The sequence below is a fragment of the Streptomyces sp. BK79 genome (assembly GCF_044142145.1).
Taxonomy (GTDB): domain Bacteria; phylum Actinomycetota; class Actinomycetes; order Streptomycetales; family Streptomycetaceae; genus Streptomyces.
The window spans coordinates 54,997-81,637 of record NZ_JBHVOC010000007.1 but is presented as its reverse complement, the minus strand read 5'-3'; the positions used below and the strand labels follow the sequence as shown (position 1 = coordinate 81,637).

25 protein-coding genes and 1 pseudogene are annotated in these 26,641 nt (G+C 73.1%); 14 read left to right on the top strand and 12 right to left on the bottom strand.

All coding sequences use genetic code 11. The features are described 5' to 3' along the window. Nucleotides 1-39 precede the first annotated feature (39 nt). Entirely contained in the window at nucleotides 40-936 is an 897-nt protein-coding gene (locus ACFIF2_RS10585) for an oxygenase MpaB family protein (RefSeq protein ID WP_395572292.1), read from the top strand. Here the strand turns inward: ACFIF2_RS10585 and ACFIF2_RS10580 are convergent. After that, a pseudogene (locus ACFIF2_RS10580) lies at nucleotides 922-1,074 on the bottom strand (PadR family transcriptional regulator); the annotation flags it as partial. The gene ACFIF2_RS10585 and the pseudogene ACFIF2_RS10580 overlap by 15 nt on opposite strands. 149 nt (nucleotides 1,075-1,223) lie before the next feature. On the opposite strand from ACFIF2_RS10580, the gene ACFIF2_RS10575 reads away from it, so the two are divergent. After that, nucleotides 1,224-1,880, top strand: coding sequence for an alpha/beta fold hydrolase (locus tag ACFIF2_RS10575; protein WP_395572291.1), 657 nt, complete (start codon nucleotides 1,224-1,226; stop codon nucleotides 1,878-1,880). 89 nt (nucleotides 1,881-1,969) lie between these two features. On the opposite strand, the gene ACFIF2_RS10570 is transcribed toward ACFIF2_RS10575, so the two are convergent. Next, nucleotides 1,970-2,569 (bottom strand): methyltransferase domain-containing protein, encoded by a 600-nt coding sequence (locus tag ACFIF2_RS10570; protein WP_395572290.1) that lies wholly within the window; start codon nucleotides 2,567-2,569, stop codon nucleotides 1,970-1,972. Nucleotides 2,570-2,721: 152 nt separating this feature from the next. Here ACFIF2_RS10570 and ACFIF2_RS10565 point away from each other — a divergent pair, with 152 nt between their 5' ends. The 5 genes from ACFIF2_RS10565 to ACFIF2_RS10545 all read left to right on the top strand — a co-directional run bounded on the left by ACFIF2_RS10565 (nucleotide 2,722) and on the right by ACFIF2_RS10545 (nucleotide 7,719). Then, on the top strand, nucleotides 2,722-3,495 hold the full coding sequence (locus ACFIF2_RS10565; protein ID WP_395572289.1) for an MHYT domain-containing protein: 774 nt from the start codon (nucleotides 2,722-2,724) through the stop codon (nucleotides 3,493-3,495). A gap of 60 nt (nucleotides 3,496-3,555) precedes the next feature. After that, nucleotides 3,556-6,147 carry a nitrate- and nitrite sensing domain-containing protein gene (locus ACFIF2_RS10560; RefSeq protein WP_395572288.1) on the top strand — a complete coding sequence of 864 codons (2,592 nt, stop codon included), beginning with the start codon at nucleotides 3,556-3,558 and terminating at the stop codon, nucleotides 6,145-6,147. Next, entirely contained in the window at nucleotides 6,144-6,581 is a 438-nt protein-coding gene (locus ACFIF2_RS10555; protein WP_395572287.1) for a roadblock/LC7 domain-containing protein, read from the top strand. Before ACFIF2_RS10560 ends, ACFIF2_RS10555 begins: the two co-directional genes overlap by 4 nt. A gap of 18 nt (nucleotides 6,582-6,599) precedes the next feature. After that, on the top strand, nucleotides 6,600-7,028 hold the full coding sequence (locus tag ACFIF2_RS10550) for a DUF742 domain-containing protein (RefSeq protein WP_395572286.1): 429 nt from the start codon (nucleotides 6,600-6,602) through the stop codon (nucleotides 7,026-7,028). Between the two features lie 85 nt (nucleotides 7,029-7,113). Further along, nucleotides 7,114-7,719, top strand: a complete 606-nt coding sequence (locus ACFIF2_RS10545; protein ID WP_395572285.1) for a GTP-binding protein — start codon at nucleotides 7,114-7,116, stop codon at nucleotides 7,717-7,719. Between the two features lie 28 nt (nucleotides 7,720-7,747). Here ACFIF2_RS10545 and ACFIF2_RS10540 read toward each other — a convergent pair whose 3' ends face one another. Next, the gene (locus ACFIF2_RS10540; RefSeq protein WP_395572284.1) at nucleotides 7,748-8,176 is read right to left on the bottom strand and encodes a PPOX class F420-dependent oxidoreductase; all 429 of its coding nucleotides are present in this window, start codon (nucleotides 8,174-8,176) and stop codon (nucleotides 7,748-7,750) included. A 106-nt stretch (nucleotides 8,177-8,282) separates the two neighbouring features. On the opposite strand from ACFIF2_RS10540, the gene ACFIF2_RS10535 reads away from it, so the two are divergent. Next, the gene (locus ACFIF2_RS10535) at nucleotides 8,283-8,696 is read left to right on the top strand and encodes a roadblock/LC7 domain-containing protein (RefSeq protein ID WP_395572283.1); all 414 of its coding nucleotides are present in this window, start codon (nucleotides 8,283-8,285) and stop codon (nucleotides 8,694-8,696) included. Nucleotides 8,697-8,835: 139 nt separating this feature from the next. Beyond that, the gene (locus ACFIF2_RS10530) at nucleotides 8,836-9,759 is read left to right on the top strand and encodes a DUF6397 family protein (protein ID WP_395572282.1); all 924 of its coding nucleotides are present in this window, start codon (nucleotides 8,836-8,838) and stop codon (nucleotides 9,757-9,759) included. A 21-nt stretch (nucleotides 9,760-9,780) separates the two neighbouring features. Here the strand turns inward: ACFIF2_RS10530 and ACFIF2_RS10525 are convergent, their stop codons facing one another. Both ACFIF2_RS10525 and ACFIF2_RS10520 read right to left on the bottom strand, forming a co-directional pair. Then, a complete protein-coding gene (locus tag ACFIF2_RS10525; protein ID WP_395572281.1) occupies nucleotides 9,781-10,647 on the bottom strand; it encodes an acyl-CoA thioesterase in 867 nt (288 codons plus the stop codon). A 19-nt stretch (nucleotides 10,648-10,666) separates the two neighbouring features. Further along, entirely contained in the window at nucleotides 10,667-13,180 is a 2,514-nt protein-coding gene (locus ACFIF2_RS10520; protein ID WP_395572280.1) for a DEAD/DEAH box helicase, read from the bottom strand. A 145-nt stretch (nucleotides 13,181-13,325) separates the two neighbouring features. On the opposite strand from ACFIF2_RS10520, the gene ACFIF2_RS10515 reads away from it, so the two are divergent. Next, entirely contained in the window at nucleotides 13,326-14,120 is a 795-nt protein-coding gene (locus ACFIF2_RS10515) for a metal-dependent hydrolase (protein WP_395572279.1), read from the top strand. Between the two features lie 23 nt (nucleotides 14,121-14,143). On the opposite strand, the gene ACFIF2_RS10510 is transcribed toward ACFIF2_RS10515, so the two are convergent. The 4 genes from ACFIF2_RS10510 to ACFIF2_RS10495 all read right to left on the bottom strand — a co-directional run bounded on the left by ACFIF2_RS10510 (nucleotide 14,144) and on the right by ACFIF2_RS10495 (nucleotide 18,891). Next, entirely contained in the window at nucleotides 14,144-14,434 is a 291-nt protein-coding gene (locus tag ACFIF2_RS10510; RefSeq protein WP_395572278.1) for a type B 50S ribosomal protein L31, read from the bottom strand. A gap of 75 nt (nucleotides 14,435-14,509) precedes the next feature. After that, nucleotides 14,510-14,980 (bottom strand): DUF5709 domain-containing protein, encoded by a 471-nt coding sequence (locus ACFIF2_RS10505; protein WP_395572277.1) that lies wholly within the window; start codon nucleotides 14,978-14,980, stop codon nucleotides 14,510-14,512. Nucleotides 14,981-15,262: 282 nt separating this feature from the next. Further along, entirely contained in the window at nucleotides 15,263-17,044 is a 1,782-nt protein-coding gene (locus tag ACFIF2_RS10500) for an ABC transporter ATP-binding protein (protein WP_395572276.1), read from the bottom strand. Next, nucleotides 17,041-18,891 (bottom strand): ABC transporter transmembrane domain-containing protein, encoded by a 1,851-nt coding sequence (locus ACFIF2_RS10495; protein ID WP_395572275.1) that lies wholly within the window; start codon nucleotides 18,889-18,891, stop codon nucleotides 17,041-17,043. The genes ACFIF2_RS10500 and ACFIF2_RS10495 overlap by 4 nt, the downstream gene beginning before the upstream one ends. 425 nt (nucleotides 18,892-19,316) lie before the next feature. On the opposite strand from ACFIF2_RS10495, the gene ACFIF2_RS10490 reads away from it, so the two are divergent. Then, nucleotides 19,317-20,072: a L,D-transpeptidase family protein gene (locus ACFIF2_RS10490; RefSeq protein WP_395572274.1), complete on the top strand. Its 756-nt coding sequence runs from the start codon at nucleotides 19,317-19,319 to the stop codon at nucleotides 20,070-20,072. Between the two features lie 26 nt (nucleotides 20,073-20,098). Here the strand turns inward: ACFIF2_RS10490 and ACFIF2_RS10485 are convergent, their stop codons facing one another. After that, nucleotides 20,099-20,560, bottom strand: a complete 462-nt coding sequence (locus tag ACFIF2_RS10485) for a MarR family winged helix-turn-helix transcriptional regulator (protein WP_395572273.1) — start codon at nucleotides 20,558-20,560, stop codon at nucleotides 20,099-20,101. A 168-nt stretch (nucleotides 20,561-20,728) separates the two neighbouring features. Between ACFIF2_RS10485 and ACFIF2_RS10480 the strand changes: the two genes are divergently transcribed. Then, nucleotides 20,729-22,531 (top strand): ABC transporter ATP-binding protein, encoded by a 1,803-nt coding sequence (locus ACFIF2_RS10480; protein WP_395572272.1) that lies wholly within the window; start codon nucleotides 20,729-20,731, stop codon nucleotides 22,529-22,531. 43 nt (nucleotides 22,532-22,574) lie between these two features. After that, complete coding sequence (gene mltG / locus ACFIF2_RS10475) at nucleotides 22,575-23,441, top strand: endolytic transglycosylase MltG (RefSeq protein WP_395572271.1); 867 nt, start codon at nucleotides 22,575-22,577, stop codon at nucleotides 23,439-23,441. Between the two features lie 12 nt (nucleotides 23,442-23,453). Here the strand turns inward: mltG and ACFIF2_RS10470 are convergent, their stop codons facing one another. Further along, the gene (locus tag ACFIF2_RS10470; protein WP_395572270.1) at nucleotides 23,454-24,551 is read right to left on the bottom strand and encodes an NAD(P)-binding domain-containing protein; all 1,098 of its coding nucleotides are present in this window, start codon (nucleotides 24,549-24,551) and stop codon (nucleotides 23,454-23,456) included. A gap of 108 nt (nucleotides 24,552-24,659) precedes the next feature. On the opposite strand from ACFIF2_RS10470, the gene ACFIF2_RS10465 reads away from it, so the two are divergent. Then, nucleotides 24,660-25,082 carry a YjbQ family protein gene (locus ACFIF2_RS10465; protein WP_395572269.1) on the top strand — a complete coding sequence of 141 codons (423 nt, stop codon included), beginning with the start codon at nucleotides 24,660-24,662 and terminating at the stop codon, nucleotides 25,080-25,082. Nucleotides 25,083-25,140: 58 nt separating this feature from the next. On the opposite strand, the gene ACFIF2_RS10460 is transcribed toward ACFIF2_RS10465, so the two are convergent. Continuing rightward, complete coding sequence (locus ACFIF2_RS10460; RefSeq protein ID WP_395572268.1) at nucleotides 25,141-26,640, bottom strand: tripartite tricarboxylate transporter permease; 1,500 nt, start codon at nucleotides 26,638-26,640, stop codon at nucleotides 25,141-25,143. Between the last annotated feature and the right edge of the window lies 1 nt (nucleotide 26,641).

Here is a 26,641-nt window from a genome sequence, read left to right as displayed (position 1 = left end):
GTAGAGTTGAAGTCTCCACGGCAGAAGGGGACGGCCAAGGTGAAGCGTTACGAGCGGCTGGCACGGATCCGGCGGATGGACCCGTACCGGGAGGCGTCCGAGATCTACCGGCTCTCCTCGGCCTATGAGTTCCCGTGGGACTTCGCCCGCGCCCTGGAGCTGGCGCTCTTTCGTACCTACGCCGTCCCGAGCATCGGCCGACTGCTGGCCGAGACGGCGGAGTTCACGGGCCGTCCGCAGAAGCGGTACGACGACACGGCGCTGCTGCTCGACGCCGTCGTCGAGCACGGTTTCGGCAGCGAGCAGGGCCGTACGGCCATCCGGCGCATCAACCGGATGCACCGCGCTTACGACATCACCAACGACGACATGCGGTACGTCCTGGGCACGTTCGTCGTGATCCCCAAACGGTGGATCGACGCCTACGGGTGGCGCAGGATGTCCCGCCACGAGACCGTCGCCTCGGCCGTCCATTACCGCACCCTGGGACGGCACATGGGCATCCAGGACATCCCCGGGTCCTACGAGGAGTTCGAGTCCTGCCTAGACGCCTACGAGGAGTCCCACTTCGCCTGGGACGAGGGTGCGCGCCGCGTCTCCGACGCCACTCTCGACCTCATGGCCTCGTGGTACCCGGCGCCCCTCGCCCCGGCCCTGCGCGCGGGGACCCTCGCCCTGCTCGACGAGCCCCTCCTGCGAGCCTTCGGGTACACCCCGCCGGGCCCGGCCGCCCGCGCTCTCGTGCGCCGCGCGGTGCGCCTGCGGGGACGCGCCGTCCGTCTGATGCCGCCCCGGCGGGCACCGCACCACGCCCGCCAGAACCGGGAGATCAAGGGCTACCCGAACGGCTACCGGCTCGCGGACCTGGGCACCAGCCCCGTCCCCGGCGTACGGGGCTGCCCGGTCCGTCACATCGACACGTCAGCCGCCGAGTGAACCGATCGTCTCGCGCAGCCAGCTGAGTTCGGCCCGCGAAGTGGCGCGCGCGATGGTCAGCACACCGCGCCGGAAGGGGTCGTCCACCTCTTCGGCGCTCAACGGCCGGTCACCCGCGTGGAAGAAGCTGGCGGGTTTGACCGTGCCGGGGGCCGGACACAACGTCATGCTCGACCGGCCCGACGCGTTCGCGGCGGCGGTCGCGGGACGCGTCTGAGCGGCGGTGGGCAGGGGCGCGTCCGCCGGGGGCGCAGCCCGCGCGGGTGTACGTGCACGGGCTCGGGTCGATGTCGGCCGTGTACCACGCGCACATAGCGGCCCGCCCGGAACTCGCGGGCCGGCGCAGCCTCTTCGTCGACCTGCCCGGCCACGGCATCAGCGACCGTCCGGAGCGCTTCGGCTACACGCTCGACGACCACGCCGACGCCCTGGCCGCCGTGCTGGACGCGGCGGGGCTGACCGGCGCCGAGCTGGTCGCGCACAGCATGGGCGGCGCCGTTGCCGTCGTCCTCGCCCACCGACGGCCCGAGCTGGTGTCCCGCCTGGTCCTGACGGAGGCCAACCTCGACGCGGCTCCGCCGCCCACCGCGGGCAGCAGTGCCATCGCCGCTTACGGGGAGGACGAGTTCGTCGACGGCGGCCACGCGCGCGTGCTGGCGGCCGTCGGCCCGCGGTGGGCCGCGACGATGAGGCTGGCCGACCCGCGCGCCCTGCACCGGTCCGCCGTCGGGCTGCGCCGGGGATCGGAGCCGGTGATGCGCGCGATCCTCGAAGCGCTGCCGGTCGAGCGTGTGTACCTGCAGGGCGGGCTCAGCGGGGAACTGGCGGGCCGGAAGGCTCTGGAGGCCGCGGGCGTACGCGTCGTGACCGTGCCGGGGGCCGGACACAACGTCATGCTCGACCGGCCCGACGCGTTTGCGGCGGCGGTCGCGGGACGCGTCTGAGCGGCGGCGGACAGGGACGCGTCCGAGCGGCGGCGGCCGGGGGCGCGTCTGAGCGGTGGCGCTCGCAGGGACGGCCCTCGGGCGAGCGGTCAGCCCTCGCGCACGGCGAGGGCGAGGAAGCGGGCGTCCTCGTCGGCGTACGAGGTCAGATGCCACCCGGAACCGGCCAGCAGCGGCCGGAGGTTGGGTTCGGCGCGCAGGTCGTCCGGCGTGATCCGCCGCCCCTGCCGGGCCGCGAGCGCCGCCCTCCCGATCGGGTGGAACAGCGCCAGCACGCCGCCGGGACGCACGACGCGCGCCAGCTCCCGCAGGTTCCCGGCGGGATCGGGCAGATGCGCGATCAGGCCGGCCGCGAACACCGCGTCGAAGGACTCCGACCGCAGGGGCAGCGCGGCGACGTCGGCCAGCAGCAGCCGCCCGTCGCGGTCCCTCCCGGCCCGGACGGCGGCTTGGAGCATGCCGGGTGTCAGGTCGGCCCCGACCACCAGGCCCGCCGGTCCCACGGCCGCGCGCAGCGGGGGCAGGGCGCGGCCGGTTCCGCAGCCCGCGTCCAGCACGCGAGCCCCCTCCCGCAGACCCAGCTCGGCGACCGCGGCGGCGTAGGCCGGGCCGTCGTCCGGGAAGCGGCTGTCCCAGTCGGCGGCGCGGGCGCCGAAGAACTCCTGGACGTGCGTGTGGTTGTCGCTCATGCTCCGCATGATTCCCCAAAGGCACAGACGGTGCCGCAGCGCACACGTTCGAACGTGACGCGATCGTTCCAGCGCTTCTCCGTGTCATATAGCAACAGGTTTCGAAATGCGACCCTGTTGTGCGCCCTTGCCGGGACTAGCGTCCCGGGGCCATGGGACACCTGGACCACGCCGCCCTGGGCTGGCTTACCCCCGTGCTGTCGTACGCGATGGCCTGTACCGGCGCCGCCCTCGGGCTGCGCTGCACCGTGCGTGCCCTCGCCGCCACCGGGCCGGCGCGCCGCAACTGGCTCCTCACCGCGGCCTCGGCGATCGGTACGGGCATCTGGACGATGCACTTCGTCGCCATGCTCGGCTTCCGGGTCAGCGGCACCGACATCCGCTACGACGTGCCGCTCACCCTCACGAGCCTGCTCGTCGCCATGATCGTCGTCTGCGCCGGCGTCTTCGCGGTCGGCTACGGCCGCGACCGCGCACGGGCGCTCCTGCTCGGTGGGCTCACGACAGGGGTCGGCGTGGCGAGCATGCACTACCTGGGGATGGCCGCCGTGCGCCTGCACGGAGACGTGGGCTACGACCCGGCGCGCGTCGGGCTCTCCGTCCTCATCGCCGTCGCCGCGGCCACCGCGGCCCTGTGGGCGGCGCTCAACATCAAGTCCCCCCTCGCGGTCACCCTCGCCTCGCTGATCATGGGAGCGGCGGTGAGCAGCATGCACTACACCGGCATGTTCGCGGTGAGCGTGCGGGTCACGCCCTCCGGCGAGGCGCTGCCCGGGGCCACGGCGATGCAGTTCATCTTCCCCCTCGCCGTCGGCCTCGGGTCCTACCTCTTCCTGACGTCGGCCTTCGTCGCCCTGTCGCCGGCGGCGGGGGAGCGCGAGGCGTCCGCCTCGGCCCAGCAGCCCGTCGCGAGCACCGCCCGGTAGCGGCGGCCCGGCACCGACGGCCCGGCGGCGACGCCCCGACCAGTACCGAGCGAGGAGGCCATGCGTACTCCCAGGACGACCCCCGCGGCCGGCGACGAGACGCCGTCCCAGCCACCCCTGCGCGGCCGTCGCGCACACGCCGGACCACCGGCCGACGAGGGCCCGGCACGGCCCGCCGAGGGGCCACGGGAACCGACGCCCCCGCGCGCGTGGCGCACCCGCCTACGGCCCAGCACCGTACGCGCCAGGATCGTCTGCCTGCTCATGGTGCCCGTCGTCTCCCTGCTCGCCCTGTGGGCGTACGCCACCGTGACCACCGCCCAGGACATCTCCCGGCTGCGGCAGGTGCAGCGCGTCGACGCCCGGGTCCGGGCCCCCGTGAGCACCGCCGTAGCCGCCCTGCAGGCCGAGCGGCTCGCGGCCGTACGCCACGCCACCGACCCGTCGGCCGTGCCGGACGCCGACTACAGGGAGCTCTCCGCCCGAACCGACCGCGCCGTCGGCGCGCTGAGGCTCGGCGACCGCCACACCGTCGCCGACAGCGAGGAGATGCCAGCGGGAGTGTCCCGGCGCCTGGAGGAGTTCGTCGCCGGCGCCGAGCGGCTGGGACCGCTGCGCACGGCCGTCCTCGACCGCCGCGCGGACTGGGAGGAGGCCTACCGCCAGTACACGGAGGCCATCTCGGCGGCCTTCCGGGTGGGCGGCGCACTGAGCGGCATCCAGGACGCCGATCTGGGGTCCGACGCGCGCGTGCTGGTGGAGTTCGCCCGCGCGGGCGAGGCATTGGCCCAGGAGGACGTCCTGCTCGCCGGTGCCCGCCTCGCCGACGGCCTCGGCGGCGAGCGGCTCCGGCTCTTCACCGGGGCCGTCGACAGGCGCCGGACCCTCACCGAGACCGCCGTCGCCGACCTGCGCGGCACCCAGCGCGCCGCCTGGCAGGACCTCGCCGACAGCGGCGCCTACGCGACCGTCGAGGCGAGCGAGGACAAGGTGCTCGCCCCGGGGACGGAAGGACGGCGGATCGACGCGGCGGCACCGCGGGCCGCCTGGGACAGCGCCCACGCGCGCGTGCGGGACGGCATGCGCACGATCGAACGGGACGCCGGCCGCCAAGTCGCTGATGGGGCCGACCCGTTCACCCGCGGCGTGCTCACTCCGGCCGGAGCCGCGGTCCTCTTCGGCCTCCTCGCCGTCGCCGCGTCACTCGTGATCTCCGTCCGCATCGGCCGCGGCCTCGTGATCGAGCTGGTCAGCCTGCGCAACAGCGCCCTGGAGATCGCGCGGCGCAAACTTCCCGAGGCCATGCGCAGACTGCGCGCGGGAGAGGAGATCGACATCCGGTCCGAGGCACCGCCGGGCCGACCCGCCGAGGACGAGGCGGGCCAGGTCGCCGAGGCCCTCGACACCGTGCACCGGGCCGCCCTGCGGGCCGCGGTGGAAAGAGCCGAACTCGCCAGCGGCATCTCCGGCGTCTTCGTCAACCTTGCCCGCCGCAGCCAGATCCTCGTCCACCGCCAGCTGAACCTGCTGGACACCATGGAACGCCGCTCCGACGACCCCAACGAACTGAGCGACCTCTTCCGCCTCGACCACCTCACCACGCGCATGCGCCGCCACGCCGAGAGCCTGATCATCCTCTCCGGCGCGGCCCCCGGGCGGGCCTGGCGCATGCCGGTCTCCCTCACGAACGTGATCCGCGCGGCGGTCTCCGAGGTCGAGGACTACGCCCGCGTGGAGGTACGGCAACTCCCCGAGGCGTCCGTCATCGGCGCCGCCGTGGCCGACCTCACCCACCTGGTGGCCGAGATCATCGAGAACGCCGCCCAGTTCTCGCCACCCCACACGCGCGTGCGGGTCACCGGGGAGCCCGTCGGCAACGGCTACGCGATCGAGGTCGAGGACCGCGGGCTCGGCATGGGCAAGGAGACCCTCGCCGAGGCCAACCGCCGCATCGCCCGGTCCGAGGCGCTCGATCTCTTCGACAGCGACCGGCTCGGCCTGTTCGTGGTCAGCCGGCTCGCCGCCCGGCACGACATCAAGGTGCACCTCAAGACCTCGCCCTACGGCGGCACCACCGCGGTCGTCCTCCTGCCCACCGCACTCCTGCACGACCCGGCGGCGGAAGGCCCCCAGCGGACGGCCCACCCGGGCCCGCCCGGGACGGCACACGAGGAACCCCGGCCCGGGGAGCCGTCGCCCGCGCGTGTGCCCGGCGCCGTGCCCCGCCAGGAGCCCGTCCCCGCCCTCTGCGACCGGCCGGCGCTGACGGCCTCCGCACGGGCCACGGCCCAGGCACCGACCACCGCACCCAGCCGCCCCCCGGGAGCCCCCGCCTTGCGACTGCACCGATCACCCGACCCCGTCACGGCCGGTCCCCCCGGCCCGCCGCCCGAGGCGCCGGGGGAGGCCGACGACCTGCCCCGTCGCGTCCGGCAGGCCAGCCTCGCACCCCAACTGCGCGACGGACGCCCCGAGGATCCGGTGCCGCCGCCCGTGGCGCGGGACGACGACGAGCGCACCCCCGAACTCGTACGGGACCGCATGGCGGCCTATCGCGACGGCTGGTCGCGCGGCGGCGGCCGACGACCCGGCCGCGGTTCACCGCCGGACGCGCCGACCGGCGGCCCCAGCGATCAAGGAGACCCCGCATGATCCACAACTCCGGTACCGGCACCGCCGGGCGCCCCCGCGAGCTCGACTGGCTGCTGGACGATCTCGTCGGGTGCGTGAGCGAAGTACGGCACGCCGTGGTGCTGTCGAACGACGGACTGGCCGTCGGCGCGTCGGCCGGCCTGGGCCGTGAGGACGCCGAACACCTGGCCGCGGTCGCCTCCGGGTTCCACAGCCTGGCCAAGGGCGCGGGCCGCCACTTCGGCGCCGGCGGCGTGCGCCAGACGATGGTGGAGATGGACGACGGCTTCCTGTTCGTGGCGGCCGCGGGCGACGGATCCTGCCTCGCCGTCCTCACCGCGGTGACCGCCGACATCGGCCTGGTGGCCTACGAGATGGCACGGCTGGTGAGACGTGTCGGCGAGCACCTGCACACCGCGCCGCGCGCCGCCGCTCGGCCGCCCGCCGGACGATGACCCGGGAGGGTGGCGCGGATGAGCGACGAGACCACGGGCGGCGACACCACGGGCGGCGACCGGGACCGGCCGGGCAGCCAGTGGTACGACAACGAGGCCGGACCCCTCGTCCGTCCCTACGCGATGACCGGCGGACGCACCCGGCCCGGACCGACGGGAGTGCGCTTCGACCTGATCGCCCTCGTCACGCGGGTCCCCGGCGCCCCGGGTCTCGACGACACCGTCCTGGGACCGGAACACCGGACCCTGGTCGACCTGTGCCGCACCGAGACGCAGTCGGTCGCCGAACTCGCCGCGGACGCCGACCTCCCGGTGGGCGTCGTCAGGGTGCTCCTGGGCGACCTCCTGGAGTTCGGAGCCGTGACCGTCGACCGACCCGTACCGCCCGCGCGGTTGCCCGACGAACGGATCCTGCGCGAAGTGATCGACGGACTGCGCGCCCTGTAGAGACGCACGGCGCGCCCAGTGGAGGAGGCCGAGGAGCATGACCGGCACGAACGTTCACGACCACCCGGACCGAGAGAAGTGATCGATGGTCTCCGAGCACGCCGACGCCACGGACGGCGACACGTCCGCACTGGCGTTGAAGATCCTGGTCGCCGGAGGGTTCGGCGTCGGCAAGACCACCCTGGTCGGGGCGGTCAGTGAGATCCGGCCGCTGCGCACGGAGGAACTGCTCAGCGAAGCCGGCCGCCTGGTGGACGACACCGACGGCATCGACCGCAAGGTCACCACGACCGTCGCCATGGACTTCGGTCGCATCACCATCCGCTCCGGCCTCTCCCTGTACCTCTTCGGCACTCCGGGACAGGACCGGTTCTGGTTCCTGTGGGACGAACTGTCACAGGGCGCGCTCGGCGCCGTCGTCCTGGCGGACACCCGGCGCCTCGCGGACTGCTTCCCGGCCGTCGACTACTTCGAGCACCGGCACATCCCGTTCGTGGTCGCCGTCAACTGCTTCACGGACGCGCGCCGCCACGACGCCGGTGACGTCCTGCGCGCCCTCGACCTCGACCCGGGCACTCCCGTCGTGCTGTGCGACGCCAGGGACCGCGACTCGGGGAAGGAGGTGCTGATCCGGCTCGTCGAGTACGCCGGGCGGATGCACACCGCCCGGCTCCTCGACTCCGTGCGCTGACCGGACCGGCCCTCGCGGCCGGGATCGCTCAGTCCGCGACGTCCTTCTGCGCCAGGACCTTGTCCACGGTGACGCGCACCAGCAGTTCGCCGGGCACGCCGTTGCGGGCCCCGAACTCCTCGGCGCGCTCCTCGCCCATGTACCGGGCTCCGATACGGGCGGCCCAGTGCCGGAGTTCGTCGAGGTCCTCGGAGAGCCGTGCTCTGCCCTGGAGCACGACGAAGTGGAACGGCGGCCGGTCGTCGTCCACGCACAGGGCGACCCGGCCGTCACGTGCCAGGTTGCGTCCTTTCACGGTGTCCTTGCCGGTGTTGAACACCACGTCGTTCCCGTCCAGCAGGAACCAGACGGGCGCCAGATGCGGGCTGCCATCGGCCCGAACGGTCGAGAGCTTGCCGGTGCGGGTGCCGTCCGAGACGAACGCCCGCCATTCCTCATCGGTCATCTTCTGTGCCATGTCCCCATCCTCCTTGCCCGCAGCACACGTGTGGTGAAGGCTTGCGGGCAGATCCTCCGGCCAGGGGGAGCGCAGGCGTACGGGGAGAACACGGGGAGATCGGACCATGGTGGAGAACCAGGGACTCGGCTGGCTGCTGGACGACCTGACCGAGCGCGTCGAACACGTCCGGCACGCGTTGGTGCTGTCCAACGACGGGCTGGTGACCGGAGCCAGTACGGGCCTGCGGCGGGAGGACGCCGAGCACCTCGCGGCCGTCTCGTCCGGACTGCACAGCCTGGCCAAGGGCTCGGGCCGGCACTTCGGCGCGGGCCAGGTGCGGCAGACGATGGTCGAGTTCGACGACGCCGTCCTGTTCGTCACCGCGGCGGGCTCGGGCAGCTGCCTGTGCGTGCTCAGTGGCGCGGAGGCCGACATCGGGCAGATCGGCTACGAGATGACGCTGCTCGTGAACCGGGTCGGTGAGCACCTCGACGTGGATGCCCGCCAGCCGGGGCGGATATCACCCATGGACCTCTGACCTGGGCGTTCACCGCCCCCGAGAGGCCGGCCGCGGAGTTTTCCACAGGCCCGCGCCGCATGTCGCGGCAGCGGCTACGGTCTTTGTGTCAGGCGGGCGCGGACAGCGCCGGCCCGCACACTCCACGGGGGAGACGAACATGTCCGGCAACACCATCACGCACGAGAACCCCACCGGCGACCGGATCGGCGGCGCCACCCGCGACAGCGCTCTCGCGGCGAGCCGCGCGGCGCGAGAACTGGGTCTCAGGCGCGGCGAGTTCGACCTGGCCGTAGACCTCGGCCGCATCCGCACGGTGCGCGACGACGGAGGGGGAGGCCGACGCGTCGCGCGCGACGAGATCGAGCGGATCCGGGCGGGGGAGGGATTTCCCGAGGCGCTGCGCAACAGCGTCCGGGCGGTCGGGACCACGGAGGGTGCGGCCCTCATGCGCGTGACCCGGGCCCGCTTCACCCGCCTGGCACGGCTGGGGCTGCTGGTGCCGGTCAAGTTCTACGTGAATCGGTACCGTGCCGTCGTCTGGCTGTATCTGGCCGACGAGCTGGGGCACTTCGCGGCCGACGAGAGGAACGCCGCCCTGTTGCAGGGCCGGACACCCGAGAGCCTGCGGGACCAGTTGACGGATGGCCTGGACCTGCGCCCCCGCAACTGGCGGGGACGGCACCTGGGATGCCTGCTCCGCCACGCCGACGACGCGTGGGCCCGCGCCGCGGCCGTGGCGTCCCTGCTCGACCCGGTCGAGGTCTCGACGGTCGTCCGGGACCCCTACGAGCGGTCCCACCTGCGCCGGTTCCACCCGGTGCCGCCGGTCCACGGCTCGCCGGGCTCCCCGGCCGCGCAGCTCGCCGAGGAGATCATGACGGCGGCCGACCCGGACGAGATCGACTGGCTGCGCGCGGACCTGGCGGAGGCGGTGGAGGCCGCACGCCGACAGCGTCCGGCGCCGCGCCCGGCGCGTCGCCCCGAGCCGCCATCGACCGCCCCGGAACCGATGCCGCGCCAGGAGGCGGCGACCGGACGATTCCGCGGCCTGCTCGGCCGGCTGCGCCGCCGCGACACCTGACCCGCCCGGCCCCGCGTCGGCCTACAGGGCCCGGAACAGCCCTTCCTGGACGACGGACACCAGCATGCGACCCTCCCGGTCGTAGATCCGTCCGCGAGCCAGGCCCCGGCCCCCCGTCGCGATCGGCGACTCCTGGTCGTACAGGAACCACTCGTCCGCGCGGAACGGCCGGTGGAACCACATCGCGTGGTCCAGCGACGCCATGTCGAAGCCCCGCGGGCCCCACAGCGGCTCGACCGGGATGCGCACCGCGTCCAGGAGGGTCATGTCGCTGGCGTAGGTCAGGGCGCAGGTGTGCACGAGCGGGTCGTCGCCGAGCGGGCCCACCGCGCGCATCCACACCGCGCTGCGGGGTTCGGCTCCCTCGACCTCCTCGGCGCTCCAGCGCAGCCGGTCCACGTAGCGGATGTCGAAGGGCTGGCGGCGGGCCATCCGCTCGAACTGCTCCGGCAGCGCCCCCAGGTGCTCCCGCACCTCGTCGGTGACCGTCGGTAGGGACTCGGGATCCGGGACCTTGCGGGCGGGCGGCAGCTGGTGCTCGAAACTCCCCTGCTCAGGCTTGTGAAAGGAGGCGGTGAGCGTGAAGATCGTGCGGCCCTGCTGCACGGCGGTGACCCGGCGGGTCGTGAACGACCGCCCGTCCCGGTCGCGTTCGACCTGGTACACGATCGGCACACCCGGGCGTCCGGGGCGCAGGAAGTACGCGTGCAGCGAGTGCACCGGGCGGTCGCCCTCCGTGGTGCGGCCCGCGGCGACCAGCGCCTGGCCGGCCACCTGGCCGCCGAAGACGCGCTGCAGCGACTCGTCGGGGCTGCGGCCGCGGAAGATGTTGACCTCGATCTGCTCCAGGTCGAGCAGGGCGACGAGGCTCTCGGCCGGGTTCGTCATGGGTGGGATTCTCCTGTGCTCACAGCTGGCCGACATCGGTGACGCGGACGACCGCCCGGCCCTCCGTGTCGGAGGCCGTCAGGTCGACCTCGGCACTGATGCCCCAGTCGTGGTCGTCGTTCGGGTCGTCGAAGATCTGGCGTACACGCCACAGCGCGTTCTGCGGCTCCTCCTCGATCACCAGCAGCTTGGGACCGCGGGCGTCGGGACCGGTACCGAGGTCGTCGTACTCGTCCCAGTACTTGTCCATCGCATCGCCCCAGGCGTCGGCGTCCCAGCCGGCGTCGGCGTCCATCTCGCCCAGCTCCTCGACCTGGTCGAGGGCGGCGAGTTCGACCCGGCGGAACATGGCGTTGCGGACCAGGACGCGGAAGGCGCGCGCGTTGGCCGTGACCGGCCGCACCTGGTCGGCCTTCTCCTGCGCCTCCTCCGCGGTCATCTCCTCCGGGTTGGCGAGCTGCTCCCACTCGTCCAGCAGGCTGGAGTCCACCTGGCGCACCGTCTCGCCGAGCCACTCGATCAGGTCCTGGAGGTCCTCGGACTTCAGATCGTCCGGGACGGTGTGGTCGAGGGCCTTGTAGGCGCTCGCGAGGTACCGCAGCACGATGCCCTCGGTGCGGGCCAGCTCGTAGTGGGAGACCAGCTCCGTGAAGGTCAGCGCCCGCTCGTACATGTCCCGGATGACCGACTTCGGCGACAGCGGATGGTCACCGACCCACGGGTGGCTCCTGCGGTACGTGTCGTAGGCGTGGAACAGCAGCTCCTCGAGCGGCTTCGGGTACGTGATGTCCTGGAGGCGCTCCATGCGCTCCTCGTACTCGACGCCGTCCGCCTTCATCGCGGCCACGGCCTCGCCGCGCGCCTTGTTCTGCTGGGCGGCCAGGATCTGCCGCGGGTCGTCCAGCGTGGACTCCACGACGGACACCATGTCCAGCGCGTACGACGGCGACTCCGGGTCCAGCAGCTCGAAGGCGGCCAGCGCGAACGTGGACAGGGGCTGGTTCAGCGCGAAGTCCTGCTGCAGGTCCACCGTGAGACGCACGATCCGTCCCTCGGCGTCCGGCTGGTCGAGTTTCTCGACGATGCCGCCGTCCAGGAGCGAGCGGTAGATGGCGATGGCCCGCCTGATGTGCCGCAACTGCTGCTTGCGCGGCTCGTGGTTGTCCTCCAGCAGGTGCCGCATCGCCGCGAAGGCGTTGCCGGGCCGGGCGATCACCGACAGGAGCATGGTGTGCGTGACCCGGAAGCGGGAGGTCAGCGGCTCCGGCTCGGAGCCGATGAGTTTCTCGAACGTGCTCTCCGACCAGGCCACGAAGCCCTCGGGAGCCTTCTTGCGGACGACCTTCCGCCGCTTCTTCGGATCGTCACCGGCCTTGGCGAGCGCCTTCTCGTTCTCGACGACGTGCTCCGGTGCCTGGGCGACGACGAAGCCCTCCGTGTCGAACCCCGCGCGCCCGGCCCGGCCGGCGATCTGGTGGAACTCACGGGCCCGCAGCGTGCGCACCCGGGTGCCGTCGTACTTGGTCAGCGCCGTGAACAACACGGTCCGGATGGGGACGTTGACGCCCACGCCGAGCGTGTCCGTTCCGCAGATCACCTTCAGCAGACCGGCCTGCGCCAGCTTCTCCACCAGCCGCCGGTACTTGGGCAGCATGCCCGCGTGGTGCACACCGATGCCGTGCCGGACGTACCGGGACAGGTTGCGGCCGAACTTCGTGGTGAAGCGGAAATTGCCGATCAGCTCGGCGATCCGGTCCTTCTCCTCCCGCGTGCACATGTTGATGCTCATCAGCGCCTGCGCCCGCTCCACCGCCTGCGCCTGCGTGAAGTGCACGATGTACACGGGCGCCTGCCGGGCCTCCAGCAGGTCGGTGAGCGTCTCGGTGAGCGGCGTGTAGCGGTACTCGTAAGAGAGCGGCACGGGCCGGGTGGCCGAGCGGACCACCGACGTGGGGCGCCCGGTGCGGCGCGCGAGGTCCTTCTCGAAGAAGGAGACGTCACCGAGGGTGGCCGACATCAGGACGAACTGGGCCTGCGGAAGCTCCAGCAGGGGAATCTGCCAGGCCCATCCGCGGTCCGCTTCCGCGTAGAAGTGGAACTCGTCCATGACGACCTGGCCGATGTCCGCGTGCTTGCCGTCGCGCAGCGCGATCGACGCCAGGACCTCGGCGGTGCAGCAGATGACGGGGGCGTCGGAGTTCACGGAGGCGTCGCCGGTGAGCATGCCGACGTTCTCGGTGCCGAAGATCTTGCACAGCTCGAAGAACTTCTCCGACACCAGCGCCTTGATCGGCGCCGTGTAGAACGTGACCTCGTCGCGGGCCAGCGCGGCGAAGTGGGCACCCGCCGCGATCATGCTCTTGCCGGAGCCGGTGGGGGTCGACACGATCACGTTCGCGCCGGAGACCACCTCGATCAGCGCCTCCTCCTGATGGGGGTAGAGCGTGAGACCGCGCTCCTGGGCCCACGCCTCGAAGGCTTCGTAGAGGGCATCGGGGTCGGCGGTCCGCGGCAGCTGATCGATGAGGGTCACGCCCCCATCTTGCCTGGCCCGGGTCGCGATGGGGGAATCGGCTGCCCGCGTGAAGATCACGAACGCTACGCTGGGTCGCCGACGAGGCATCCGCGGACCGGGACAACTGCACAGCGGCACACGAGGAATGGGGCGGGCAACGGCGATGATGGGACCAGCGCACTCACTGTCGGGCGCCGCCGCGTGGCTGGGGGTCGGAGCGGCGACCGCCGCGGCAGGGCACCCGATGCCCTGGCCGGTCCTGCTCGCCGGAGCGCTGATATGCGCGGGAGCCGCGCTCGCCCCGGACCTCGACCACAAGGCGGCCACCATCTCCCGGGCCTTCGGTCCGATCTCGCGAGGAGTGTGCGAGATCGTCGACAAGCTGTCGTACGCGGTCTACAAGGCGACGAAGAAGCAGGGCGACCCGCGCAGGTCCGGCGGGCACCGCACGCTGACGCACACCTGGCTGTGGGCGGTCCTGATCGGCGCCGGTTCCGCGGCACTGGCCATCACGGGCGGTCGCTGGGCGGTCCTGGCGATCCTCTTCGTGCACATGGTGCTCGCCATCGAGGGCCTGCTCTGGCGGGCGACCCGGGGCTCCAGCAGCGACGTGCTGGTCTGGCTGCTGGCCGGGACCAGCGCCTGGATCCTCGCCGGGATACTGGACCGGCCGGACGGCGGCTCGGACTGGCTGTTCACCGCACCGGGCCAGGAGTACCTGTGGCTGGGGCTGCCGATCGTGCTCGGCGCGCTGGTGCACGACATCGGGGACGCGCTGACGATCTCGGGGTGCCCCATACTCTGGCCGATACCCGTGGGCCGCAAGCGCTGGTACCCGGTCGGTCCGCCCAAGGGCATGCGGTTCCGGGCGGGCAGCTGGGTGGAGCTGAAGGTGCTGATGCCCGCGTTCATGCTGCTCGGAGGGGTGGGCGGCGCGGCGGCGCTCAACTTCATCTGACGACGCCGGGGCACCCGCCGCGGTCAGCCGGGGCCGCCGGCGTCCGGCCCTTCGCCCCCGCCCCGCCCCTCGCCCCCGCCGTAGCGCCGCTCGAAGCGGGCGACCCGCCCTTCCGAGTCCACGGTCCTGGCCTTGCCCGTGTAGAAGGGGTGGCTCTCCGAGGAGATCTCCACGTCCACCACCGGGTAGGTCTCGCCGTCGTCCCAAGCGATGGTCTGGTCGCTGTTCGCGGTGGACCGGGTGAGGAAGGCGTAGCCGGCGCTCCGGTCGCGGAAGACGACTGGCCGGTACTCGGGATGCTTGTCCTGCTGCATGGCTGCTCCTCGCGGGGCGCGGATCATCGGGACGGCGACGGGGGGCCGCCGCCGGAGCCGACGTCGGTGGCGGTGTCAGTCGGGCAGGGTGTCCTCGTCGACGACGTGCATCGCGGCCTCCTCGGCGGAGGCGGCCGCACCGTCGATGCCCACGTCGGTGGCGACCAGCGCCGGCTCCTCGTCCTCGTGCGCTCCCTCGTCGGGGGCCACGAGCCGGCCGGAGCGTCCCGCGCCGACCTCGTTGTCCAGGAGTTCCCCGTCGGTGCCGTCGGAGTCCCCGAGCCCGTCACCGTCCGGCGCGAGCACGTCCGGCAGCTCCTCGGCGAGCCGCTGCTCCAGCGTCTCGCCCCGGTGACGTTCGGCGGCCGTCACACCGGTGTGCTCGACCGCCCAGGGACGCTCGGGCGGGGACCAGCCCCGGTCGAGGGGATCGTCGACACCGTCGTACTCGAGGGTGTCCTCGCCGTCGAGCAGCCCGGTGTCCTCCCTCTGCTCGGATCCGTCGGGCTGGTAGACGTCATCTCCCCATCCGTCGGCGCTGTTCACGGGTACCTCCAGGGGGTGGGGACGGGCACCGTCTCACCGTGGACCGCGGCGGGCCGCCGCTGCACGGGGCACAGGCGTCACCCGACGCGGAACCGCACGGTCGTCGGGCCCGCCCCGGGCCGGTGCCTCCTCCCAGCCTTCCACTCCCGTTCCCAACCGCGCAACGGCACGACCGTCGACCGGGTGCCCGGTACCGACGGACCGCCGTGGCGGTGGGGGACCCGCCCCGACCGGCCGGAGCGCGGCACTCGCCGGGCGTGCGCCGGTCGGGGCGGGTGCCGCTCACCCGTGCCAGGAGCGCCACAGCGCCGCGTACGCGCCGTCCGCAGCCACCAGCTCGTCGTGGCTGCCCAGCTCGCTGATCCGGCCGTTCTCGACGACGGCGATCACGTCCGCGTCGTGAGCGGTGTGCAGGCGGTGGGCGATCGCGACGACCGTGCGGCCGTCCAGGACGCGGGCCAGCGACCGTTCCAGATGGCGGGCCGCCCGGGGGTCGAGCAGCGACGTCGCCTCGTCCAGCACCAGCGTGTGCGGGTCGGCCAGCACGAGACGGGCCAGCGCGATCTGCTGGGCCTGGGCCGGGGTGAGCGTGAAGCCGCCGGAGCCGACCTCCGTGTCGAGGCCCTCGTCGAGGGCGCGGGACCAGTCGTCCGCGTCGACCGCGCCCAGCGCGGCCCACAGCTCGGCGTCGGTGGCGCCGGTCCGGGCCAGGCGCAGGTTGTCGCGCAGGGAACCCACGAAGACGTGGTGCTCCTGGTTGACGAGGGCGACGTGCGAGCGGACCTGTTCGGCCGGCATCCGGGAGAGTTCCGCGCCGCCCAGGGTGATCCGCCCGGCCCGGGGACCGTAGATGCCGGCCAGCAGCCTGCCCAGCGTGGACTTGCCGGCGCCCGAGGGACCCACCAGGGCCAGCCTCGTGCCGGGTGCCACCGCCAGCGACACCTCGCGCAGCACGTCCACGCCCTCGAGGTAACCGAACCGCACCCCGTCGGCGTGCACGTGCCGTCCCTCGGGGGCCAGCGACGGGTCACCGGCGTCGGGCTCGATGTCCCGCACGCCCACCAGCCGGGCCAGGGACACCTGCGCCACCTGCAGCTCGTCGTACCAGCGCAGGATGATGCCGACCGGGTCCACGAGCATCTGTGCGATCAGGGCCGCCGTAGTCATCTGCCCGACGCCGATCCATCCCTCCAGTACGAACACCCCGCCGATCAGCAGGACGGAGGCGAGCACGGTCACATGGGTGACGTTGATGACCGGGAAGAGCACCGACCGCAGCCAGAGCGTGTAGCGCTCCCAGGCGGTCCACTCCTTGATCCGGCGTTCCGACAGCTCGATGCGGCGGGCGTCCAGGCGGTGCGCCTCGACGGTGTGCCCGGCGTCCACGGTCTCGGCGAGCGCCGCGGCCACGGCCGCGTACCCGGCGGCCTCCGAGCGGTAGGCGGCCGGCGCCCGCCGGAAGTACCAGCGGCAGCCGATCACCAGCAGCGGCACCGCGATGAGCACCGCGGGCGCCAGCGGCGGGGCCGTGACCACGAGCCCGCCGAGCAGCAGCACCACCCACACGACACCGATCGCGAGCTGGGGCACGGCCTCGCGCATCGCGTTGCCGAGCCGGTCGATGTCGGTGGTGATCCGGGAGAGCAGATCGCCGGTGCCGGCCCGTTCCAGCACGCCGGGCGGCAGGCCGACCGACCGCACGAGGAAGTCCTCACGCAGATCGGCCAGCATCCGTTCGCCGAGCACGGCCCCGCGCAGCCGCACCTCCCGCACGAACGCGGCCTGGAGGACGAGGGCGAGCACGAACAGCGTGGCCGTGAGGCCGAGGTGCAGTTCGCGCGCGTCGCCCGAGACCCGTTCCACGAGCCCGCCCAGCAGGTAGGGGCCCGCCATCGACGCGATCACGGCGACGGTGTTGACGGTGACGAGGAGGAGGAACGCGCGGCGGTGGCGGCGCAGCAGTTCCCCCGCGTACGCGCGGACGGTCGCGGGCGCGCCGACGGGCAGGGTGCTCGCCGACGTCGGCGCCGCCGGGTCGTACGACGGTGGTGCGACGCCGATCATGCCGTCTCCTCGATCTCTTCCAGTCGGTGCAGTACGTCGTCGCCGAGGACGTCGCCGTCCAGGGCCTTCGCCGACTCGGCGCGGGCCGGCGTTCCGTTCCGGTGCGCCGCGCTCTCCTCGTCGGTCTCGCGGGTCACCACCGCCCGGTACCGGGGCTCGGTGTGCAGCAGGTCCCGGTGGGTGCCCACCGCGGCGACCTCGCCCTCGTGCAGGAACACGATCCGGTCCGAGCGGTCCAGCAGCAGCGGCGAGGAGGTGAACACCACCGTGGTGCGCCCCTCGCGCAGGGTCCGCACGCCCTCCGCGATCCGTGCCTCGGTGTGCGAGTCCACGGCGGAGGTCGGCTCGTCAAGGACGAGCGCCTCCGGGTCGGTGACCAGGGACCGGGCCAGCGCGAGCCGCTGGCGCTGGCCGCCCGACAGGGAGCGGCCCCGTTCGGTGATGCGGGCGTCCATCGGGTCGTCCGCGTCGAGCGATCCCTGCGCGAGGGCCGCGAGCACGTCCCCGCACTGGGCGGCGGCCAGCGCGTCCTCGGCGGCTACCGCGCCGGAGGCGGGCACGTCGAGCAGTTCCCGCAGCGTGCCGGAGAGCAGGACCGGGTCCTTGTCCTGGACCAGGACGGCGGTTCGTGCCGACTCCAGCGGCAGTTCGTCGAGCGGCACCCCGCCCAGCAGGGCCGACGTGCCCTTCTGCGAGGGGTGTCCGCCGAGCCGTTCCGCCAGCCGCCCGGCCGCGTCCGGGTCGCCGCACACCACGGCGGTGAAGCGGCCTGCGGGTGCGAGGAGGCCGGTGGCCGGGTCGTACAGGTCGCCGGTCGGGACCTCGGCGGGGCGCGAGCCGGTGGTGTCGGTGGCCCGTTCCAGTGCCAGTACCCGCGCGGCCCGCTTCGCGGAGGGCCGGGAGAAGGAGTACGCCATGGCGATCTCCTCGAAGTGCCGCAGCGGGTAGGTGAGGATCATGACGGAGCTGTACACGGTGACGAGTTCGCCGACGCCGATGCGGCCCTCGCGGGCCAGGTGGATGCCGTGCCAGACCACCGCGATCAGCAGCAGACCCGGCAGCAGCACCTGGATCGCGGAGATCAGAGACCACATCCGGGCGCTGCGCACGGCCGCGTGCCGCACCTCCTGGGAGGCGCCGCGGTAGCGGTCGAGGAAGAGTTCTTCACCGCCGATGCCGCGCAGCACGCGCAGTCCGGCGACGGTGTCCGAGGCGAGTTCGGTGGCGCGGCCGGCCTTCTCGCGCTGGACGTCGGCCCGCCGGGTGGCCCGGGGCAGCAGGGGCAGTACCGCGAGGGCCAGCACGGGCAGGCCCAGGATCACGACGACACCGAGGGCCGGTTCGTACACGACCAGGGCCACACAGACCAGCACGATGGTCACGGCCGCCGCGGTGAAGCGGGAGACGGCCTCCACGAACCAGCCGATCTTCTCGACGTCGCCGGTGGAGACGGCCACGACCTCGCCGGCCGCGACCCGGCGGGTCAGCGCCGAGCCGAGCAGCGCGGTCTTGCGGGCGAGCAGTTGCTGGACGCGGGCCGCGGCGGTGATCCAGTTGGTGACGGCCGTGCGGTGCAGGAAGGTGTCGCCGAGGGCGTTGCCGACGCAGCACAGGGCCATGAGGCCGCCCGCGAGGGCGAGTCGGCCGCCGGAGCGGTCGACGACGGCCTGGATGGCGATGCCGACGCAGAACGGCAGGGCGGAGACGGAGGCGAAGTGCAGCAGGCCCCAGGCCAGCGACTTGAGCTGGCCACGCAGCTGGTTGCGGAACAGCCACCACAGGAATCGGGGGCCCGAGCGCGCGTCCGGCACGCCCGGGTCGGGAAACGGAAGGTCTTGGATCTGCATGGCGTCCCAGTGGCTCGTGTCAGGGGGTGCCGTTGCACCACGGCATGAAGAGGCTGCAAACCGTGCAAGGTTCGCGTCGCCGCACGCCCAAAATCAAGCGGTTTTCCGCAGCGGGGTACGAATCCGGCTGCCGCCCCGCCCCCGTTCGGCTGCCGCCCCGCCCCCGTTCGGCTGCCGCCCCGGCACCCGTTCGGCTGCCGTCCTAAGCGGCCGCCGGGCTGCCGTCCTACGCGGCCGCCGGGCTGTCGCCCTACGCGCCCGCCGGGCTGTCGCCTTCAATGTCCGTCCGGCTGCCGGGCCCTCGGCCCTCTCCGGCTGCCGCCCCGACCCCGGCACCCCTCCGGCCGCCGCCCTCCGGCACCCCTCCGGCCCCCGCCCTCCACACCACCCCCTCGTCGGCCCGGGGCGAGTGCGACCATGGACGGATGCGGAGTGGTGGTGCACGGCGTACGGCGGTCGCGGCGGCGGCCCTTGGGTTGCTGCTGACGGTGCTGGCCGCCTGCGGCGGCCCGGCCGGGCACGGCACGGATGATTCGGCGAACCGGCCCGCCGACGACGGGGCGGGCCGGAGCGGCGCCACGGCCGACCCGACCCGGATCCCGGGCGTCGGCGACCGGCTACAGCGGCGCATCCCCGCCGGCGCGCGGCAGGTCGTCGCGGTGTACGGCGACGGGAGGGACTCCGCCGACTCCACGGTCGTGCTGTACACGAAGCAGGGCTCCGCCTGGCACCGCGCCCGCAGTTGGGCGGCGCACAACGGCACGAAGGGCTGGACGACCGACCACCGCGAGAACGACAGGCGCAGCCCCGTCGGCGTGTTCACCCTCAGCGACGCGGGCGGCGTACTGCCGGACCCCGATCCGGCCCCCGGTGCCGGGCTGCCCTACACCCGCTCCGACGCCTTCGCGGCACCGCGCTGGTGGGCCAAGTCCTACTGGCACGACTTCGACTACGTCATCGCCATCGACTACAACCGGGTCAAGGGCACCCCGCCGAACGACCCGACCCGCCCCGAGGGCGCGGCCAAGGGTGGCGGGATCTGGCTCCACATGGACCACGGCAGCGGTACGTCGGCCTGCGTCAGTCTGCCGAAGCCGGCCATGGAGTACCTGCTGCGCACCCTGGACCCGGACCAGCACCCGGTCGTGGTCATGGGGGACCGGGCGCACCTGAAGGCCTGAGCGGGCGCCCCGGGACCGTCACCCGGTCACAGGGTCCGGGTGGCCGGTGCGTCCTGGGGGCCGTCGACCAGTGTGTCCAGCAGACCGCCGAGCACCGCGCGCTGCTCGTCCGTCAGCGGGGCGAGGATCTCCTGCGCGGCGCACCGGCGCGCGTCCCGCACCTCCCGCAGGGCCGCGCGGCCGTCGTCGGTGAGCTCGATCCGGATCACCCGGCGGTTGGCCGGGTCAGGGACGCGGCGCACCTTGCCGGCCGCCTCCAGCCCGTCCACCAGCGTCGTCACCGCCCGCGGCACGACCTCCAGCCGCTCGGCGAGATCGGCCATGCGCGGCGGCGAGCCGTAGTGCGCCAGGGTGCGCAGCAGCCGGGACTGGGCCGGGGTGATGCCGAGCTCGCGGTGCTCGAGGTGGCGCTTCTGGATGCGGTGCACCCGGCGGGTGAGCCGCAGCAACTGCTCGGCGAGCAGGCCGTCGGGGTCGGGGGCGGTCATGCGGGAACAATATCAGGATGACGTTCATTGTGAGTATAGGTAACAATGAGCTACGATCCGCCCGCGAATCCCGCGAATCCCGCGATTCCGCAATCCCGCAATCCCGCAATCCCGCGATTCCGCGAAGCCCCGAATCCCGCGGCCCACGCACCGCCCCCGAAGGAGCCCATGCACCCCGATCGCGCATCCACCTGGACCGCACCCGCCGACGCGAAGGAACAGCCCCGGCAGGTGCGGCGCATCCTCAAGCTGTTCCAGCCCTACCGCGGCCGCCTCGCGGTCGTCGGGCTGCTCGTCGGCGCCGCGTCGCTGGTCTCGGTCGCCACCCCCTTCCTGCTGAAGGAGATCCTCGACGTCGCCATCCCCGAGGGGCGCACCGGCCTGCTGAGCCTGCTGGCCCTCGGCATGATCCTCGGCGCCGTCCTCACCAGCGTCTTCGGCGTCCTGCAGACGCTGATCTCCACGACCGTCGGCCAGCGCGTCATGCACGACCTGCGCACCGCCGTCTACGGCCGGCTCCAGCGGATGTCCCTCGCCTTCTTCACCCGCACCCGTACCGGCGAGGTCCAGTCCCGCATCGCCAACGACATCGGCGGCATGCAGGCCACCGTCACCTCCACGGCGACCTCCCTGGTCTCCAACCTGACCGGCGTGGTCGCCACGATCGCCGCCATGGTCGTCCTCGACTGGCGCCTGACCGTCGTCTCGCTGCTCCTGCTCCCGGTCTTCGTCTGGATCAGCCGCCGCGTCGGCAGGGAGCGCCGGAAGATCACCACCCGGCGCCAGAAGCAGATGGCCGCGATGGCCGCGACGGTCACCGAGTCGCTCTCCGTCAGCGGCATCCTGCTCGGCCGCACCATGGGCCGCTCCGACTCGCTCACCCGCGCCTTCGCGGACGAGTCCGAGAGCCTGGTCGACCTGGAGGTGCGGTCGAACATGGCGGGCCGCTGGCGGATGGCCGTCATCACCATCGTCATGGCCGCCATGCCGGCCGTCATCTACTGGACCGCGGGCATCGCCCTCCAGCTCGGCGGCCCCGACGTCTCCCTCGGCACGATCGTCGCCTTCGTCTCGCTCCAGCAGGGCCTGTTCCGCCCGACAGTGAGCCTGCTGTCGACCGGCGTCCAGATCCAGACCTCGCTCGCGCTCTTCCAGCGCATCTTCGAGTACCTCGACCTGCCGATCGACATCACCGAGCGGGACGACGCCGTCCACCTCGACCGCGTCAAGGGCGAGGTCCGCTTCGAGAACGTGGAGTTCCGCTACGACGGCAAGAGCGGCCCGGTCCTCGACGGCATCGACATCACCGTGCCCGCCGGCGGCAGCCTCGCCGTCGTCGGACCGACCGGCGCCGGCAAGTCCACGCTCGGCCACCTGGTGCCCCGGCTGTACGACGTGACGGGCGGCCGGGTGACCCTCGACGGGGTCGACGTGCGTGACCTGGACTTCGACACCCTCGCCCGCGCGGTCGGCGTCGTCTCGCAGGAGACGTACCTCTTCCACGCCTCGGTCGCCGAGAACCTGCGCTTCGCCAAGCCGGACGCCACCGACGCGGAGCTGGAGGAAGCGGCGCGGGCGGCCCAGATCCACGACCACATCGCCGCCCTGCCCGACGGCTACGACACGGTCGTCGGCGAACGCGGGCACCGGTTCTCCGGCGGCGAGAAGCAGCGTCTGGCCATCGCCCGCACCATCCTGCGCGACCCGCCCGTCCTCGTCCTCGACGAGGCGACCAGCGCCCTGGACACCCGTACCGAGGCCGCCGTGCAGGACGCCATCGACGCCCTGTCCGCCAATCGCACCACGATCACGATCGCGCACCGCCTGTCCACCGTCCGGGACGCCGACCGGATCGTGGTCCTCGACTCCGGACGGCTGGCCGAACAGGGCACCCACGAGGAGCTGCTGGAGCGGGGCGGGCGGTACGCGGCCCTGGTCCGCCGGGACGCCCGACTGGAGCCGACAAGATGACGATATGCCAGGTTTGTCCGCACATGGGGGTTACCGTGCCCGCATGCAGACGAACACTCCGCGACGGAGCACGAGAGGCACCAGGAGAACGATCCGACTGACGCGCCGGGGCCGTATCGCCCTGATCGTGACCGGCGCCGTCGTGGCCGGAACCGCCGTGGCGGTGCCGCTGCTGACGACGGACGACGAGGGCGACTCCCGCCCCACGTCCCTGGTCATCCCGGAGGGGCGGCGCGCGACGCAGGTCTACGAGGCCGTCGACAAGACCCTCGCCCTGCCCGCGGGCACCACCAAGAAGTCCCTCGCCAAGGCCGACCTCGAGCTGCCGAACGACGCCGAGGGCAACCCCGAGGGCTACCTCTTCCCCGCGACCTACCCGCTCGGCGAGAACCCGACCCCGGAGAAGCTGCTGACGGCCATGGTGGACACGGCGAACAAGAAGTTCACCGGCGCGCCGATCGCCGCGGGCGCCCAGCGCAACGCGCTGAACGTCTACCAGGCGGTCACCATCGCCAGCATCGTGCAGGCCGAGGCGGCGACCGAGGAGGACATGGGCAAGGTCGCCCGGGTGATCTTCAACCGGCTCGAACGCGGCATGCCGCTCCAGATGGACTCCACCATCGACTACGCCCTGGGCCGCTCCACCCTGGACACCACCGCCACGGACACCAGGATCGACAGCCCCTACAACTCCTACCAGCGCATGGGCCTGCCGCCCACGCCCATCGCCAACCCCGGCGACGACGCGATGCGCGCCGCGATCGACCCGACGCCCGGCGACTGGCTGTACTTCGTCACGGTCAAGCCCGGCGACACCCGCTTCACCGCCGACCACGCCGAACACCAGCGCAATGTCGCGGAGTTCAACCGCCTCAGGGAGAGCGCCTCGGGCGACGCCGGGGACAGGTGACCGCGCGGTGCGTCACGAGGCGGCCACGGGTGCCCGCTCGGCCAGCAGTCGTCTGATGTCCCGCACGGCCGCGCGCCCCGCCCGGTTGGCGCCGATGGTGCTGGCGGAGGGCCCGTAGCCGACGAGATGGACCCGCGGATCGGCGACCGCGCGCGTCCCCTCGACCCGGATGCCGCCGCCCGGCTCCCGCAGCCGCAGCGGCCTCAGGTGGTCGACGGCGGGGCGGAACCCGGTCGCCCACAGGATGACGTCGGCGGTGACCCGCCGCCCGTCGTCCCACTCGACCCCCTCGGGCGTGACGCGGTCGAACATGGGCTGCCGGTCCAGCACACCCGACTCCAGTCCCGCCCGGATCGCGTCGTTCAGCGGCAGCCCCGTGACCGACACCACGCTCCTGGGCGGCAGCCCCCGCCGCACCCTCTCCTCCACGAGGGCCACCGCGGCCCGGCCCGCGTTCTCGTCGAAGGGACCCTCCCGGAACACGGGGGGCCGCCTGGTCACCCAGGTCGTGGCCGCGGCGTAGGGGGCGATCTCCAGCAGGTGCTGTGTCGCCGAGGCACCGCCGCCCACCACGACCACGCGCTGCCCGGCGAACTCCTCCGGACCGGCGTACCGGGCGGTGTGCAGCTGCCGCCCGAGGAACGTCTCCTGCCCCGGGTAGCGCGGCCAGAAGGGCCGGTCCCAGGTGCCGGTCGCGTTGATCAGCGCCCGTGCCGACCAGAGACCGGCCGACGTCTCGACGAGCAGTCGCCCGCCCGTCCCCTCGCGTACCGCGCGGACGTCGACGGGCCGCCGCACCCGCAGGTCGAAGGTCTCCTCGTACGCGGCGAAGTACGCGCCGATCACCTCGGCGGACGGGCGCGCCGGATCCGCGCCGGTCAGTTCCATGCCCGGCAGCGCGTGCATCCCGTGCACCTTGCCGTACGTCAGGGAGGGCCAGCGGAACTGCCAGGCGCCGCCGGGCCCGGGGGAGTGGTCGAGCACCACGAAGTCCCGCTCCGGTTCGAACCCGGTGCGCCGCAGGTGATGGGCGGCGGCGAGTCCCGCCTGGCCGGCACCGATGACGACGACCTGGACCTCGTGCGCCTCGTCCTCACGCGTGTTGTTCACGTTTCCCCCAACCAGGCCGAGGGTCCCCGTCTTCCCCCCTCCCGCACCCGGACGATCACGGGCCCGACGCTCCCGCGCCCGGCCCGCCGCGTACGTCAGGATGGGGGCATGCCAGATGCCTTCACCACCCGAGTCCTGAACCTCGCCACCGGCTCGGCGGAGCGGGTCGCCGACATCACCGGGGACTGCGAGTCCTTCCTCCGCGAGGCGGCCGCCAGCCGCGACGGCCTCCTCAACGTCTTCGTCCCGCACGCCACCGCCGGGATCGCGGTCATCGAGACCGGCGCGGGCAGCGACGACGACCTGCTCGCCGCCCTGCACACCCTGCTCCCCGCCGACGACCGCTGGCAGCACCGCCACGGCAGTCCCGGCCACGGCCGCGACCACGTCCTGCCCGCCTTCGTCCCGCCGCACGCGACCCTGCCGGTGATCGGCGGCCGGCTGGAACTCGGCACCTGGCAGTCGGTGTGCCTCGTGGACACCAACAGGGACAACCCCGACCGCCAGGTCCGGCTGAGCTTCCTGGGCTGAGCTTCCGGGCTGGGCTTGTGGGCTGGGCCTCCCGGGCTCGGCCCGGCGGATCGCGGGGTCAGGCGTCGGCCCGCACCCGCCCCCGGCTCACCCACCGCTTCAGCAGCGGCCACGCCAGCAGCAGCACGATCACCGCGTACACCGACACCGCGAACGGCGTGTCGACCAGGCCCTTCACGCTGCCGTCGCTGATCTGCAGGGCGCGGCGCAACTGCTGTTCGGCGTTCGGGCCGAGGATGACGCCGATCACGGCGGGCAGGATCGGCAGGCCGTAGCGCCGCATGCCGAACCCGACCAGGCCGATGACCAGCAGCGTCACCAGGTCCACGACCTCGCCGCCGACCGCGTAGGCGCCGACCGCCGCGAAGAACATGATCCCCGCGTACAGGTACGGCCGCGGGATGCGCAGCAGCTTCGCCCACACCGGCGCCAGCGGCAGGTTCAGCGCGAGCAGCAGCACCATGCCGACGAAGAGGGAGGCGATCAGGCCCCAGACCAGCTCGGGTTCGCGTTCGAAGAGCAGCGGGCCCGGCTGGATGCCGTACTGCTGGAACGCGGCGAGCATGACCGCCGCGACCGCCGTCGTCGGCAGGCCCAGGGTCAGCATCGACACCAGCGTGCCCGCCGCCGAGGCCGACGCCGCCGACTCCGGGCCGGCCACGCCCTCGATGGCGCCCTTGCCCCACTCGTCCTTGTGCTTGGACAGGCGCTTCTCCGTGACATACGACAGGAAGGTGGGGATCTCCGCGCCGCCCGCCGGGATCGCGCCGAACGGGAAGCCGATGAAGGGACCGCGCAGCCAGGACTTCCAGGTCCGCCGCACGTCCCCGCGGCCGAGCCAGGGGCGGCCCACCGGGATCGGCTCGGCCGCCCCGCGCCGCAGGTGCGCCGCCACCCACAGCGCCTCGCCGATCGCGAACAGCCCGACCGCGACGATCACCACGTCCACGCCGTCGGCGAGCTGCAGCGAGCCGAAGGTCAGCCGCTGCTGGCCCGTCATCTGGTCCAGGCCCACCAGCCCGATCGTCAGCCCGATCAACAGCGAGGCCATGCCTCTGACGCGCGAGGAGCCCAGCACCGACGTCACCGCGATGAACGCCAGCACCATGATGGCGAAGTAGTCCGGCGCGCCGATGTCCACCGCCAGGTCGGCGACCGCGGGCGCCAGCGCGACCAGCAGGATCGTGCCGATCATGCCGCCGGCGAAGTGGCCTATCGCGGCGGCCGCCAGCGCCTGCGCGCCGCGCCCCGCCTTCGCCATGGGGTTGCCCTCCATGGCCGCCACCACGGCGGCGCTCTCGCCGGGGGTGTTGAGCAGGATCGAGGTGGTCGAACCGCCGAACATCGCGCCGTAGTAGATGCCGGCGAACATGATGAACGCCGCGACCGGGTCCAGCCCGTACGTCACCGGCAGCAGCAGCGCCACGGCCATCGCCGGACCGATGCCGGGCAGCACGCCGATGGCCGTGCCGAGCAGCACGCCGAGGGCGGCCCACAGGAGGTTGAGCGGGGACAGGGCCGTACCGAAGCCGTCCGTCAGGGAGTTCAGGGCGTTCATG